Origin of the sequence: Mycolicibacterium lacusdiani, assembly GCF_021916785.1 — a bacterium.
GTDB classification, from domain to species: Bacteria; Actinomycetota; Actinomycetes; order Mycobacteriales; family Mycobacteriaceae; genus Mycobacterium; species Mycobacterium lacusdiani.
In genome coordinates this window covers 101151-114933 of record NZ_JAKCFC010000011.1, presented here as the reverse complement: position 1 = coordinate 114933, position 13783 = coordinate 101151, and the positions used below count along the sequence as shown (strand labels likewise).

Sequence of the window (13783 nt, the reverse complement as noted above, 5' to 3'; positions counted from 1 at the left end):
CCAACCAACCGTTTGGGCAGGTCGCCGTGCCCACCTCCGGTAGTGAGCGCCCGAAATTAGCTCATCGGGCCTTTGCGTTGAAGTTACCGAGCGGTATAGTAAGCAGTTACTGGTGGGTAACTTAGGACCAAGTATCCAACCGCAAACGGATTTCTCATCGAGGAGACAGCGTGAGCCACTACAAGAGCAACGTCCGTGACCAGGTATTCAACCTGTTCGAGGTCTTCGGTCTCGACAAGGCGCTCGGCGAGGGCTCGTACAGCGACCTCGACGTCGACACCGCCAGGGAGATGCTCGCCGAGGTGAGCCGCCTGGCCGAGGGACCGATCGCAGAATCGTTCGCCGATTCCGACCGCAACCCCCCGGTGTTCGACCCCGAGACCCACACGGTCAAGCTGCCCGAGCCGTTCAAGAAGTCGGTTCGCGCGGTCACCGAGGGCGGCTGGGACAAGATCGGCCTCGACGAGGAACTCGGCGGCGTCGCGATGCCTCGCGCGCTGCAGTGGGCACTCGTCGAGCACATCCTCGGCGCCAACCCGGCCGTGTACATGTACGCGATGGGCGCGGGCTTCGCGAACATCTTCTACAACCAGGCCACCGAAGAGCAGAAGAAGTGGGCCATCCTGGCTGCCGAGCGCGGCTGGACCTCGACCATGGTGCTGACCGAGCCCGACGCCGGTTCGGACGTCGGCGCAGGCCGCACCAAGGCCATTCAGCAGCCCGACGGCTCGTGGCACATCGAGGGCGTCAAGCGCTTCATCACCTCCGGTGACGCCGACGACCTCGGCGAGAACATCCTGCACCTGGTGCTGGCCCGCCCCGAGGGCGCCGGCCCCGGCACCAAGGGTCTGTCGCTGTTCTTCGTGCCCAAGTTCCTGTTCGACTTCGAGACCGGTGAGCCGGGCGAGCGCAACGGCGCCTTCGTCACCAACGTCGAGCACAAGATGGGTCTGAAGGTCTCCGCCACCACCGAACTGTCGCTCGGCCAGCACGGCGTCCCCGCCAAGGGCTGGCTCGTCGGCGAGGTGCACGACGGCATCGCGCAGATGTTCGAGGTCATCGAGCAGGCTCGCATGATGGTGGGCACCAAGGCCATCGCGACGCTGTCGACCGGCTACCTGAACGCACTGGAGTACGCCAAGAGCCGCGTGCAGGGTGCCGACATGACCCAGATGACGGACAAGACCGCGCCGCGCGTGTCGATCACGCACCACCCGGACGTCCGCCGCTCGCTGATGACGCAGAAGACCTACGCCGAGGGCCTGCGCGCTCTGTACCTGTACACCGCGACCTTCCAGGACCACGCGGTCGCCAACGCGCTGCACGGGGTGGACGGGGAACTGGCCTCCAAGGTCAACGACCTGCTGCTCCCGATCGTCAAGGGCGTCGGTTCCGAGCAGGCGTACGCCAAGCTGACCGAGAGCCTGCAGACCTTCGGTGGTTCCGGCTTCCTGCAGGACTACCCGGTCGAGCAGTACATCCGCGACGCCAAGATCGACTCGCTCTACGAGGGCACCACCGCCATCCAGGCGCAGGACTTCTTCTTCCGCAAGATCGTGCGGGACAAGGGCGTTGCGCTCGGCTACGTGGCCACCCAGATCGAGACGTTCATCAAGAACGAGTCCGGCAACGGACGCCTCAAGGCCGAGCGTGAACTGCTCGCGACCGCGCTGGCCGACGTGCAGGGCATGGCGGCGACGCTGACCGGCTACCTGATGGACGCGCAGACCAACCCGAGCAGCCTGTACAAGGTCGGCCTCGGTTCGGTTCGCTTCCTGATGAGCGTCGGCGACCTGGTGCTCGCGTGGCTCCTGCAGGAGCAGGCCGCCGTCGCGATCGCCGCTCTCGACGCCGGCAGTGCCGGTGCCGACCGCGCCTTCTACGAGGGCAAGATCGCCGGTGCGTCGTTCTTCGCGAAGAGCTTCCTGCCGCTGCTCACCAGCACCAAGGCAGTTCTCGAGAACATCGACAACGAGATCATGGAACTCGACGAGGCCAGCTTCTAGAAACGGCTTCACGCTCAGGGCCCCCGCTTCGGCGGGGGCCCTTTGCGTTGGCGTGGTTTCCGAAGGAGAGGCCGCCGAGTCACGACAGCCACACCAGTCCCCAGCGAAAGCACTCGACTCGACTCGCGAATGTTCCACCTGCGAGCGAATCGGGATGTCGCCCAGTGCTTCGGTCGGCACCCGAATCACCGTGCCCGCTGGCACACCCGTTTGATTCGCTGACCAGATGGGACAACCGCAGGTCGACTGGGCCGAGTCGTCCAGTGACTGCTGTTACCTCTGTGGCGAAGCCATTACGGCGCGGGTGTAGAGCAACTGGAAACCCTTGCGCTGCACGTTCTTCTGCGACGTCGACCCGGGTGCGGTGGTCACGACCGCGAGATCGCACCCGGCCGCGGCGGCATCGCGGAGCCGGGTCGCCAGCAGTGCGGCCTGCACACCGCGGCGCCGGAATGCCGGGGCAGTCGCCGCGCCGGTGAGCTGGGCGATGCCGTCGGTCATCCGAACGCTGCCCCCGCCCGCGACCGCTCCGTCGCACAGCGCGACGTACGGGACGGCGCCCGCCGCCTCGAAGTCCCGTTCGGCACGCTCGACGACGTCGCGGGGGAACTCCTCGTGGCTCGGCACGCCCTCGCCGTCGGGGTGTGCGAAACCCTCGACCACGACGTCGACCCAGACGCCGAGTTCGCCTGCGACGGTTGGGCGTACCTCAACGTCGGCCCGGCCGCTGGGCAGGTCGACGGGCAGTGCGAGACCCAGCACGTCCTCGAAGCCGACGAGCCGGTAGCCGCGATCGGACAGCAGCGCGACGACCGCGGGGCCGGCGAGGTTGGACAGCTCGACCTGCACCGGGCCGTGCCGGAGGAGCCGTGCCTCGACGTCCGCCCAGTCGTCGGGCACGCCGTCGAAGCCAAGGCCGACCACCTTGTTCATCGGCGACCCGTCCTCGGCGAAGCAGCCGTAGCCGCCGCCGACGGGCAGCGCGAGACCAGGGGCGCCGCGGCGCCGCGCGGCTTTCGTGGCGGCCACGATCAGCTCGGCCTCGGCCGCCTCGATGCGCCGAGCGAGGTCGGTACCGCAGAACAGGGGTGCGTCGATCACGCGGGAATTGTGCGCGACGAGGGCGCCGTGCGGGAAATGATTTACGCCGGCTCCGCGCCCGCCTACGCGGCGTCGACCTCGCGCATCAGCGCGCGGGTGCGGGCGCGGCCTTCGGGCGACGTGTCGAACACCGCGCCCACGAACTCGTCGACCCCGGCAGACCCGAGGTCCTCGATCCGACCGCGCACGGTGTCCTCGTCGCCGATGATCGCCGCATCCTCGGGACCGGCGAAGCCCTCGCGGTCCAGCATCGCGCGGTAGGACGGCAGCTGGCCGTACATCGCGAATTGCTCGGCGGCCTGCTTGCGCGCGCCGGCGACGTCGTCGGTGACGCTGATCGGCAGGGCCGCCACCACCCGGACGTCGCTCTCGGCCCGGCCCACGTCGGCGGCGGCCTGGCGCAGCGTCGGCGCGACGTGCCCGGACAGCGTCGCCGGACCCGTCATCCACGTGCAGGTGCCGGACGTGCGACGTCCGGCGATCTTCAGCAGCTGCGGGCCGAGGGCGGCGATGTAGACGTCGGGCTTCGGCGCGCCAGGGACCATCAGCGCCCCGCGGGTGGTGGTGATCTCACCGGTGACGTCGGCGGGCTGACCGGCCAGCAGCGGCAGCAGGCCGTCGAGGAACTCGTTGAGCCTGCGCACCGGCCTGTCCCACGGGATGCCCCACATGCCCTCGGTGACGGCCTGGTGCGTCATGCCGAGGCCCAGGGTGAACCGGCCGCCGGACGCGAGGCTCGTGGTCAGCGCGCGCTGCGCCATCTGCATCGGGTGCTGGTTCTGGATCGGCACGACGCCGCTGGCCACCTCGATGGTGTCGACCTCGCGCAGCGCCACCGCCACGATGGTGAGAAGGTCTGGCTCGTAAGGCAATTGGCTCATCCAGATGCGGCGGAAACCCTCGTCGCGCAACATCGACAGGTTCTCGATCGTCGCGTCGATCGGCGATGCGCTGCCCGCATCCTTGAGCTGTCCAAACATACTGACCTGCATGACCCACACGCTCCTTCGTGATCGTCCCCCGAGCATCGAACCATGACGACCGAACTCGCCCGGCTGCAGAACTTCGGGCCGAACTGGTTCGCGTCGGTGATGGGCACCGGAATCGTCGCCACCGCGGGCGCGACGCTGCCCATCCACGTCCCCGGGTTGCACGTCTTCTCGCGGTGCGTCTGGGTAGTCGCGGCGGTCCTGTTGATCGTCGCGGTGACCGTCCAGTGGGTACGGCACCCGACGGTGGCGCGCGGGCACGTGCACAACCCCCAGATGGCGCACTTCTACGGCGCCGCGCCGATGGCGTTCATGACGGTCGGTGCGGGCGCGCTGCTGGTCGGCCACGACCTCATCGGGGAGCGCCTTGCGGTCGACCTGGCCTGGGTGCTGTGGACCGCGGGAACGCTCGGCGGCCTGTTCACCGCGATCTCGATCCCCTACGTGATGTTCACCCAGCTCAGCGTCGCGCCGGACGCCGCGTTCGGCGGCTGGCTGATGCCCGTCGTCCCACCGATGGTGTCCGCGGCAGGCGGCGCGCTGCTGATCCCGCACATGGCGCCGGGCACGGGCCGCGAGACGATGCTCTACGGCTGCTACGCGATGTTCGGGCTGTCGCTGGTCGCGGCGCTGATCATCATCTCGATGATCTGGAGCCGGCTCGCCCACTACGGCACGTCAGGCACCGCGCGCGTGCCGACGCTGTGGATCGTGCTCGGCCCGTTGGGGCAGGGCATCACCGCGGCGGGCCTGCTCGGCACGCAGGCCGCACTGGCAGTGGCGCCGGAACTGGCGGCAGGGATGGCGATCTTCTCGGTGCTGTTCGGGGTGCCGGTGTGGGGCTTCGCGGTGCTGTGGATCGCGTTGGCCACTGCGCTGACTGTGCGCACCATGCGCCGCGGCATGCCCTTCGCACTGACGTGGTGGAGCCTGACGTTCCCGGTCGGCACCTTCGTCACGGGAACCACCCAGTTGGCGGTGCACACCGGGCTGCCGGCGTTCCACGTCGCCGCGGGTGTCGCGTATGCGTGTCTGCTGTGCACCTGGGGGCTGGTGACCGTGCGGACCATGCGCGGCAGCGTCGGCGGGAGCCTGTTCCAGCCACCGGCGTCCGCGGGTCCGATCACGGCCAAGAAGGACCAGCCGACGGCGAATTAAGGTGCCTCCATGAGTTCCACCCAGCAGTTGTCCGTCGGCAGCCTCTACCGGTACCCGGTGAAGTCGATGCTCGGCGAGACCGTCGACGCCCTGGACGTCGACGACCGGGGCGCGCGGGGTGACCGGCAGTGGGCGCTCATCGACGACGTCACCGGCCGGGTGGCCAGTGCCAAGCAGGCCCGGCTGTGGCGAACACTGCTGACGTGCAGTGCCCGCCTCGACGACGGCCGCGTGCTCATCTCGCTGCCCGACGGCTCGACGGTGACCGCAGGCGAGGACGGCGCCGACGACGTGCTGTCGGCGTTCCTGGCGCGTCGGGTCCGCATGGCGGACAGCCGTGAGGAGGGCGCATCGCTGGAGCGTGCGGACCCCGACCAGGTGCTCGATCGCGGGGTGGACGCGGAGGTCGACGCGCCGCTGTTGGAGCTGGCCGAGGCGACCCCGGGTGACTCGTTCGTCGACTTCGCGCCGCTGCACGTGATCACGACCGCGACGCTGAACCACATCGGGATCGAAGCGCAGCGCTACCGGCCCAACGTGGTGATCGAGACGCCGCCCGGCTATCCGCCCTATGCCGAGAACGACTGGACGGGACGCACGCTCGTGCTGGGATCCGCGCGGCTGACCGCCCTGGGTCCGACACCCCGCTGCGTGGTGCCGACCCTCGAACACGGCCGACTCGGTCGCGCGCCGCAGGCACTGCGGACGCCGGCGGTCGAGAACCGGGTCCAATCGTTCGACTTCGGTGAGCTGCCGTGCGCCGGGTCGTACGTCGCGGTGGCGGTGCCGGGCGCCCTGCGGGTCGGCGACGCGTTCACGGTCGACTGAGGCACCTGGAGAAGAGGCCCGGAAAGATGAGTGCCCCGTGTTGCCGTCGGGTCGGGGGGTCAGACGGCAACACGGAGCTATCAGGTACATCGGTACGTCTTCCTAGGGCGTTACAGACCCTCGGAAGTTTTCCCGACTTTCCTCCTAGGCCTCGAGGATGGCGGTGACGCCCTGGCCGCCAGCAGCGCAGATCGAGATCAGACCGCGCACGGGCTGCCCCGTCCCTGTTCCCAGTTCTTCTTTCCTCTGCTTCAGCTGTTTGGCCAGTTGCGCGACGATCCGGCCGCCGGTGGCCGCGAACGGGTGACCGGCCGCCAGTGAGGAACCGTTGACGTTGAGCTTCGAGCGGTCGATGCTGCCCAGCGCCGCGTCGAGGCCGAGGCGGCCCTTGCAGTACTCGTCGGACTCCCAGGCGGCGAGCGTCGCCAGCACCACCGACGCGAACGCCTCGTGGATCTCGTAGTAGTCGAAGTCCTGCAGCGTGAGGCCGTTGCGGGCCAGCAGGCGGGGCACCGCGTACGTGGGGGCCATCAGCAGGCCGTCGGGTCCGTTGACGTAGTCGACCGCAGCGGTCTCGCCGTCGACAAAGTAGGCCAGGACGGGCAGGTTGCGCTCGGCCGCCCACTCTTCGGTCGACAGCAGCGTCACCGACGCTCCATCGGTCAGCGGCGTGGAATTGCCCGCCGTCATCGTCGCGTCGCCGTTCTTGACGCCGAACACCGGCTTGAGCTTGGCCAGCTTCTCGGCCGACGAGTCGGCGCGCAGGTTGTTGTCGCGGTAGAGCCCGAGGAACGGCGTCACCAGGTCGTCGAAGAAGCCCCGGTCGTAGGCGGCGGCCATGTTCTGGTGGCTGGCCGCGGCCAGTTCGTCCTGGTCGACGCGCTTGACGCCCATCTCCTTGGCGGTGATGGCGGCGTGCTCGCCCATCGACAGGCCGGTGCGGGGTTCGCCGTTGGTGGGGATCTCGACGCCGACGGCCGCAGGCAGCTTGCCGACGAGCTTCAGTCGGTCGACGTTCGACTTGGCGCGGCGCAGGCCCAGCAGCACGCGGCGGAGGTCGTCGCCGAAGGCGATCGGCGCATCGGAGGTGGTGTCGACGCCACCGGCGGCGCCGGAGTCGTACTGGCCGAGCGCAATGCCGTTGGCCACCGCGATCGTCGATTGCAGGCCGGTGCCACACGCCTGCTGCAGGTCGTAGGCCGGCGTGTGGGGGTTGAGCGCCGAGCCCAGCACGCACTCGCGCATCAGGTTGAAGTCGCGACTGTGCTTGAGCACCGCACCACCGACGACGGCGCCGAGGCGCTCGCCCTCGAGGTGGAAGCGGTCGATGAGTCCACCCAGGACGGCGGTGAACATGTCCTGGTTGGAGGCGTTGGCGTACGCACCGTCGGAACGGGCGAACGGAATGCGATTGCCGCCGAGAATGGCTACTCGCCGGGCGGTCTTGTTCTCTGCCACGTCTACCTCGCTAGTTCCATGAGTTCGGTTTGGTTCTGAATGGCGCGGGTCATCAGAGGTGTCGAGGGTCATACTACCCACCGTTATTACTCAGGAGTAAGTTCGGTGCGCGAGACCGAGCATCCATCACGCACGTCCATTCGAAAGGCTCAGCGAAGTGGCTAGCGACCTGTTCTCCCAAGTGGTCAATTCAGGGCCCGGTTCTTTCCTGGCCAAGCAACTCGGCGTTCCGCAGCCCGAGGAACTGCGGCGCTACAAGCCAGGTGAGCCGGCACTGGCCGGATCCCTGCTGATCGGTGGCGACGGCCGGGTGGTCGAACCCCTGCGCGCCACCCTCTCCGATGACTACGAGGTCGTGAGCAACAACATCGGCGGACGCTGGGCCGACAAGTTCGGCGGACTGGTGTTCGACGCCACGGGCATCACGACCCCCGAGGGGCTCAAGGCCCTGCACGAGTTCTTCACGCCGGTCCTGCGCAACCTCGGCCCGAGCGGTCGCGTCGTCGTCATCGGCACCACCCCGGAACAGGCGGCAGGGGTCGACGAGCGCATCGCCCAGCGCGCACTAGAGGGCTTCACCCGCTCGCTCGGCAAGGAACTCCAGCACGGCGCGACCGTTGGCCTGGTGTACCTGTCGGCCGACGCCAAGCCCGACGTGAGCGGCCTCGAGTCGACCGTCCGCTTCCTGCTCTCGGCCAAGTCGGCCTACGTCGACGGTCAGGTGTTCTACGTCGGCGGCGCCGACTCCACGCCGCCCGCCGACTGGGACGAGCCGCTGGCGGGCAAGGTGGCACTGGTCACCGGCGCGGCGCGCGGCATCGGCGCCGAGATCGCCAAGGTGTTCGCACGCGACGGCGCCAAGGTCGTGGCGATCGACGTGGAGCAGGCCGCCGAGGCGCTGGCCGAGACGGCGACGAAGGTCGGCGGTACCGCGTTGACGCTAGACGTCACCGCTCCCGACGCCGTCGACCGGATCGTCGAGCACCTGCGCGAGCACTATGACGGCAAGGCCGACGTCCTGGTCAACAACGCGGGCATCACCCGCGACAAGCTGCTCGCGAACATGGACGACGCTCGTTGGGATTCCGTGCTCGCAGTGAACCTGCTTGCGCCGCAGCGCCTGGCGGAGGGCCTCGTCGAGAAGGGTGCGCTCGGCGAGGGCGGCCGCATCGTCGGCCTCTCGTCGATGGCGGGTATCGCGGGCAACCGCGGCCAGACCAACTACGCCGCCACCAAGGCCGGCATGATCGGCATGACCCAGGCGCTGGCACCGGTGCTGGCCGAGAAGGGCATCACGATCAACGCCGTCGCCCCCGGGTTCATCGAGACCAAGATGACCGACGCGATCCCGCTCGCCACGCGCGAGGTCGGCCGTCGGCTCAACTCGCTGTTCCAGGGCGGCAAGCCGGTCGACGTCGCCGAGGCCATCGCGTACTTCGCGAGCCCCGCCTCGAACGCCGTCACCGGCAACACGATTCGGGTGTGCGGCCAGGCGTGGCTCGGCGCATGACCGCCGCAGAACAGCCCAGCGGGCTCGCCAACATGGTCCGCGCGGCGGCGGGCGCTCTGCCGCTCGTCCGGCGCGGCGACACGCTGCCGACCCGGACGGTGAGCGTCGAGGGCCTCGCGATCGACGGTGCCAACGTGGCCGAGTACGCGAACGTGACGGGTCTGCGGTTCGGTGACACCGTTCCGCTCACCTACCCGTTCGCGATGACGTTCCCGTCGGTCATGTCACTGGTCAGCGGCTTCGACTTCCCGTTCGCCGCAATGGGTTCGGTGCACGTGGAGAACCACATCACGCAGTACCGGCCGATCGCGGTGACCGACGTCGTCGACGTGGCCGTCCACGCGGAGAACCTGCGCGAGCACCGCAAGGGCCTGCTGGTCGACGTGGTCACCGAGGTCAACGTCGGCAACGACACCGTGTGGCATCAGGTCACCACGTTCCTGCACCAGCAGAAGACCAGCCTGTCCGACGAGCCGCGCACCGAACCCAAGAAGCAACCGAAGCTGCCGCCGCCCAACGCGATCCTGAAGATCACCCCCGGGCAGATCCGGCACTACGCGTCGGTCAGCGGTGACCACAACCCGATCCACACCAGCTCCATCGGTGCCAAGCTGTTCGGCTTCCCCACAGCAATCGCGCACGGGATGTTCAGTGCCGCGGCCGTTCTCGGCAACGTCGAGGCGCAGGTGCCCGACGCGGTGAAGTACTCGGTGCGGTTCGGCAAGCCGATCACGCTGCCCGCCAGTGCCGGGTTGTACGTCCAGCGAACCGGCGACGCGTGGGAGCTGACGCTGCGCCACCTCGGCAAGGGCTACCCGCACCTCACGGGCACGCTCAACCCGCTCTAGTCCCACCGCGAGCAGACACCAACTCGCACTCAGAGCGCCCCCCTGGTGCGAGTTGGTGTCTGCTCGCGGTCAGGGGTGGGCGTGATTGTCGCTGGGTCGGCCCTTGAGCCCGCGCCAGAACAGGTTGATCATCAGCTCCGCGGCGTCGTGGACGTCGGTGTCACCGGTGCTGACGCGGTCGGCGACGGCCTCGCCCGCGCCCACCAGCGCGACGGCCATCATGTCGAAGTCCATGTCGGGCTCGGGGTGCCGCGTGCCGGACAGCAGCAGTCGGCCGACCAGGTCGATCATGCGCTCGCGTCCCTCGCGCACGGTGTGGGCGAACGCCTGTGAACTGGTGGCCTGGGTGTAGAGCACGATCCACGACGCCCGGTTCTCGTCGATGTAGCTCAGGAATGCCACCACCGCCGTACGGAGCAGGTCCTTGGCGGGTTGGGTGAAGTCGATGCCTGCGCGCACCGTCTCGACGAAACGCGCCAGCTCGCGGTCCAGGCAGGCGCCGAACAGCTCCTCCTTGGAGCCGTAGTACAGGTACAGCATCGGCTTGGAGATCTCGGCCTGCGCGGCGATCGCGTCCATCGACGTCTCGTGATAGCCGTTGATGCTGAACATCTGCACCGCGGCGTCGAGCATCTGCTGCTCGCGGACCGCACGCGGTAACCGCTTCGTCCCTCCGGCCATCCCAACAGGGTAAGCAATGCGGGCCGGACGAGCCGCCGCTCGGGTCAGGGCAGCAACTCGGAGCGGCGCTGCTGCTCCCACAGCGCCATCCGGGTGCGGGCGGGTTCGCCGATGGCGTCCATGACCAGGGGGATGAGCAATTCGGTGAGCAGGAAGCCCGCAGCCATGCTCTGGTACACCGTGCCGACGGTGCTCGACGCCGCCAGCACCACCTCGGCGTCGGGCGCCACCGGGCAGGCCAGATCATCGGTGATCAGCACGACTGTCGCGCCGGCACGGTGCACGGCTGCGGCGAGATCGGCAGCGCTGCGCTGGTACCGGTGGTAGTCGAACAGCACGACGACGTCGCGGCGGGTCAACTCCATCATCGAGCCGAGGTCGCGACCGCGCGGATCGGTCAGCAATCGCACCCCCGGTCGCAGCTGCTCGAGGTGTGCGGCCAGGTGGGCGGCCAGCAGGTGCGAGAACCGTCCGCCGTGCAGGTGCACGGGACGCCCGGCGTCGGACAGCAGGGCCACCGCGGCGTCGAGCGCGGGCTCGGGCAGCATGGCGAGCGTCTCGAGCGCGCGGTCGTTCTGGCCGCGGGCCTGTCGCAGCAGGCGGTCGAGCAGACCACCCGCCGCGGGTGCGTCGGGCAGGCGCGTGATCGGACCGCTGGACTGGGCGGTCAGCTCGGCGCGCAGCGCGACCTGCAGGCCGGCGAAGCCGTCGTAGCCGAGCGACTGGGCGAACCGCAGCACAGTCGGGGGACTGACCTCGGCGCGCTCGGCAAGCCGTGCGGCGCTGGCCAGCCCGGCGCTGGGGTAGTCGGCGAGCAGCGCCCGCCCCACCCGGCGCTCGGCCTTGCTGAGCGACGAAAGCGCGGCGCTGGCACGCGCGGCCACGCTCTCCTCGGACATCGCGGTCAATCTTTCACGAGGAAATGCTGCGTCATCGACAGGTCGCTCAGTGCGATCGCGGTGACGCACTCCGGCGGCAGCGGTTCCCAGGCGAGATCGCCGAAACCAGTGGACCCGACCACCAGCGTCTCGGGCGTGGGACGGGCCACCCGCAGCGCGAAGTAATCCTCGAGGTGCTCGGCGGGCAACTCAGCGGCGGTGATCTCCTCGATGTCCTCGTCGAGCAGTCGGCTGTGGGCATGGGCGTGCACCACGATCAGCTGGTCCTCGCCGAGCAGCAACGCATTGAGGCTCGCGTCGGGGTAGATCTCCCGCAGTCGCGCCACTGCACGGCGAACGGCCTCGGGAAGGGTCGGCGCGTCGCGGCGGCACTGGCGGATCAGCCCGAAGTAGCGCTCGCTGTCGGTGGTGCCCCGCAGCGACGCCGCCACGTCCCGGTCGAGGAGTTCCTCCAGCGGTCCCATCGGCTTGATCGAGCCGTTGTGCGCCATGGCGACGCCGTCGGCGACGAAGGGGTGCGAGTTCTGCGGCTGCACGGCCAGACCGTTGGTCGCCCAGCGCAGGTGGACCAGCGAGGCCGCCGACCACCGCTCACCCGTCGCCGCGGCGAACTCCGAGTCGTGCAGCGCGCTACCTGCGGAGACACACGCCTCCGGTTCCGCCCCCGCAGTCCGGTCCAGGAACGCCGCACCCCAGCCGTCGCCGTGGACCTTGGTCAGCGCCAGGAAGTCGTCGAGCACCTCGCTGCCGACGGCGTCGAGCAGGGAGATCGGCGACGAGGACACGACACCCAGCAGTCGACACATAGGGGCATCCTCCGGTCCGAGATTTAACGAATCAATCTTAATCGGCCGAATTTAAACATTCTGAAACATTCATGACATAGCTTTCTCGCAGACTCACGTTGCGACCCACTGCGCGGAAGGGTGTCGAATGCCAATTGGCGAGGCCGGTGACGGTCAGGTGTCGATCGAGGACAGGACCGAGGAACTGCGCGGCCGGGGCGTCGAACTCGTCGCGGGCTCGGTGACCGATCCCGCCGGGGTGACCCGGGCCAAGTACGTTCCGCTGCGACGGCTCGGCGACTTCCACCGCAGCGGTATGGGCGTCTCGCCGTCCTGGAGCGTCTTCTGCGTCGACACCGGCATTGCATTCACGCCGACCATCGGCGTCGCCGGTGACCTGCGCATCCGCATCAACCCGGCCGACGTGCGGTTGATCGACGACGGGCTGGCATGGGCGCCAGGCAATCTCACCCAGCAGCAGGGCGCGGCAGCGGCACTGTGCACGCGGTCCCTGCTCGAGCGCACCGAGGCGGCGGCCGCCGAGCGCGGGCTGACGGTCCGCGTGGGCGGCGAACTCGAGTGCACGATGCTCGCGGCCGACGGCGGACCCGCCACGACCGAGCCCTGGTCGCCGTACGGCATCCGCACCTCGCTGGACCGCTCGGCGTTCCTGGTGGACCTCGCGACCACTGCGGAGCGCGCCGGGCTGAGCATCGAGCAGATTCACACCGAGTACGGCCACGACCAGCTCGAGGTGTCCCTGGCACCCGACACCGCCGTCGCCACCGCCGACTCGGTGATCCTCACCCGCATCGTGCTCGGCCGCGCTGCAGCACGGCACGGCATGCGAATCTCGTTCTCCCCCGTGCCCTTCGAGGGGGCGGTCGGCAACGGTGCACACCTGCATCTGTCCCTTGCCGACGCCGACGGGCCGCTGTTCTCCGGGGGCGACGGACCGTACGGCCTGCGCGCCGCAGGGAAGTCGGCGATCGCGGGCGTCATCGATGCCCTGCCGGACTTGATCGGGGTCTACGCCGGTTCGGCGGTCTCGGCGCTGCGCCTCAAGCCGGGCAACTGGGCAGGTGCGACCGCGTGCTGGGGATTGGAGAACCGCGAAGCAGCGGTGCGCTTCATCGCGGCGACGCCCGGCAGCCCGCACGGCGCGAACGCCGAACTCAAGTTGATCGATCCGAGCGCCAATCCGTATCTGGCGGCAGCGGCATTCCTCGGCAGTGCACTGCGCGGCATCGACCGCTCACTCGAGCTACCCGACGAGGTCGCCGACAATCCCTCCCTCGTCGCGACGGCACCACCACCGCTCGACACGGAGCAGACGGCCGTCATCGACGCCATCGAGCACTCCGCGACGGCGGCCGAACTGCTCACCCCCGAGATCGTCGGCGCGCTGGTCGCCGTACGTCGTTACGAGATAGCCACTTTCGGCGACCTGTCGCCTGCCGAGACCACCGCGGCCCTGCGCCTCGCGTGGAGCTGCTGACCCACCTCAGAAGGAGACATCT

12 protein-coding genes are annotated in these 13783 nt (G+C 69.0%); 6 read left to right on the top strand and 6 right to left on the bottom strand.

What is annotated here, in order from left to right:
• The first annotated feature begins 170 nt into the window (after positions 1–170).
• Positions 171–2006, top strand: a complete 1836-nt coding sequence (locus tag LOK44_RS25620; protein ID WP_237572904.1) for an acyl-CoA dehydrogenase — start codon at positions 171–173, stop codon at positions 2004–2006.
• A 273-nt stretch (positions 2007–2279) separates the two neighbouring features.
• On the opposite strand, the gene LOK44_RS25615 is transcribed toward LOK44_RS25620, so the two are convergent.
• Together LOK44_RS25615 and LOK44_RS25610 are read right to left on the bottom strand one after the other, a co-directional pair.
• Positions 2280–3104, bottom strand: a complete 825-nt coding sequence (locus LOK44_RS25615; RefSeq protein WP_237573006.1) for a GNAT family N-acetyltransferase — start codon at positions 3102–3104, stop codon at positions 2280–2282.
• 65 nt (positions 3105–3169) lie between these two features.
• The gene (locus LOK44_RS25610) at positions 3170–4099 is read right to left on the bottom strand and encodes a TIGR03564 family F420-dependent LLM class oxidoreductase (RefSeq protein WP_237572903.1); all 930 of its coding nucleotides are present in this window, start codon (positions 4097–4099) and stop codon (positions 3170–3172) included.
• 42 nt (positions 4100–4141) lie between these two features.
• Between LOK44_RS25610 and LOK44_RS25605 the strand changes: the two genes are divergently transcribed.
• Positions 4142–5254 carry a TDT family transporter gene (locus LOK44_RS25605; protein ID WP_237572902.1) on the top strand — a complete coding sequence of 371 codons (1113 nt, stop codon included), beginning with the start codon at positions 4142–4144 and terminating at the stop codon, positions 5252–5254.
• Positions 5255–5263: 9 nt separating this feature from the next.
• Positions 5264–6082 carry an MOSC domain-containing protein gene (locus LOK44_RS25600; protein ID WP_237572901.1) on the top strand — a complete coding sequence of 273 codons (819 nt, stop codon included), beginning with the start codon at positions 5264–5266 and terminating at the stop codon, positions 6080–6082.
• A gap of 144 nt (positions 6083–6226) precedes the next feature.
• On the opposite strand, the gene LOK44_RS25595 is transcribed toward LOK44_RS25600, so the two are convergent.
• Positions 6227–7540 (bottom strand): acetyl-CoA C-acetyltransferase, encoded by a 1314-nt coding sequence (locus LOK44_RS25595; RefSeq protein ID WP_237572900.1) that lies wholly within the window; start codon positions 7538–7540, stop codon positions 6227–6229.
• 157 nt (positions 7541–7697) lie between these two features.
• Here LOK44_RS25595 and LOK44_RS25590 point away from each other — a divergent pair, with 157 nt between their 5' ends.
• Together LOK44_RS25590 and LOK44_RS25585 are read left to right on the top strand one after the other, a co-directional pair.
• Positions 7698–9050, top strand: a complete 1353-nt coding sequence (locus tag LOK44_RS25590; RefSeq protein WP_237572899.1) for a 3-oxoacyl-ACP reductase — start codon at positions 7698–7700, stop codon at positions 9048–9050.
• The gene (locus LOK44_RS25585) at positions 9047–9898 is read left to right on the top strand and encodes a MaoC/PaaZ C-terminal domain-containing protein (RefSeq protein ID WP_237572898.1); all 852 of its coding nucleotides are present in this window, start codon (positions 9047–9049) and stop codon (positions 9896–9898) included. Before LOK44_RS25590 ends, LOK44_RS25585 begins: the two co-directional genes overlap by 4 nt.
• Positions 9899–9967: 69 nt before the next feature.
• Here the strand turns inward: LOK44_RS25585 and LOK44_RS25580 are convergent, their stop codons facing one another.
• The 3 genes from LOK44_RS25580 to LOK44_RS25570 are packed head-to-tail and all read right to left on the bottom strand — an operon-like array spanning position 9968 to position 12284.
• A complete protein-coding gene (locus tag LOK44_RS25580) occupies positions 9968–10579 on the bottom strand; it encodes a TetR/AcrR family transcriptional regulator (RefSeq protein WP_237572897.1) in 612 nt (203 codons plus the stop codon).
• Positions 10580–10623: 44 nt separating this feature from the next.
• Positions 10624–11478 (bottom strand): MurR/RpiR family transcriptional regulator, encoded by an 855-nt coding sequence (locus LOK44_RS25575; protein WP_237572896.1) that lies wholly within the window; start codon positions 11476–11478, stop codon positions 10624–10626.
• 5 nt (positions 11479–11483) lie between these two features.
• Complete coding sequence (locus LOK44_RS25570; RefSeq protein ID WP_237572895.1) at positions 11484–12284, bottom strand: class II glutamine amidotransferase; 801 nt, start codon at positions 12282–12284, stop codon at positions 11484–11486.
• 127 nt (positions 12285–12411) lie between these two features.
• On the opposite strand from LOK44_RS25570, the gene LOK44_RS25565 reads away from it, so the two are divergent.
• Positions 12412–13761 (top strand): type I glutamate--ammonia ligase, encoded by a 1350-nt coding sequence (locus LOK44_RS25565; protein ID WP_249784148.1) that lies wholly within the window; start codon positions 12412–12414, stop codon positions 13759–13761.
• Positions 13762–13783: the final 22 nt, after the last annotated feature.

Coding starts and splice junctions, on each gene's coding strand:
- LOK44_RS25580 (WP_237572897.1), bottom strand. CDS start 10,579: ATGGCCGGAGGGACGAAGCGGTTACCGCGTGCGGTCCGCGAGCAGCAG.
- LOK44_RS25585 (WP_237572898.1), top strand. CDS start 9,047: ATGACCGCCGCAGAACAGCCCAGCGGGCTCGCCAACATGGTCCGCGCG.
- LOK44_RS25600 (WP_237572901.1), top strand. CDS start 5,264: ATGAGTTCCACCCAGCAGTTGTCCGTCGGCAGCCTCTACCGGTACCCG.
- LOK44_RS25610 (WP_237572903.1), bottom strand. CDS start 4,099: ATGCAGGTCAGTATGTTTGGACAGCTCAAGGATGCGGGCAGCGCATCG.
- LOK44_RS25605 (WP_237572902.1), top strand. CDS start 4,142: ATGACGACCGAACTCGCCCGGCTGCAGAACTTCGGGCCGAACTGGTTC.
- LOK44_RS25570 (WP_237572895.1), bottom strand. CDS start 12,284: ATGTGTCGACTGCTGGGTGTCGTGTCCTCGTCGCCGATCTCCCTGCTC.
- LOK44_RS25565 (WP_249784148.1), top strand. CDS start 12,412: ATGCCAATTGGCGAGGCCGGTGACGGTCAGGTGTCGATCGAGGACAGG.
- LOK44_RS25575 (WP_237572896.1), bottom strand. CDS start 11,478: ATGTCCGAGGAGAGCGTGGCCGCGCGTGCCAGCGCCGCGCTTTCGTCG.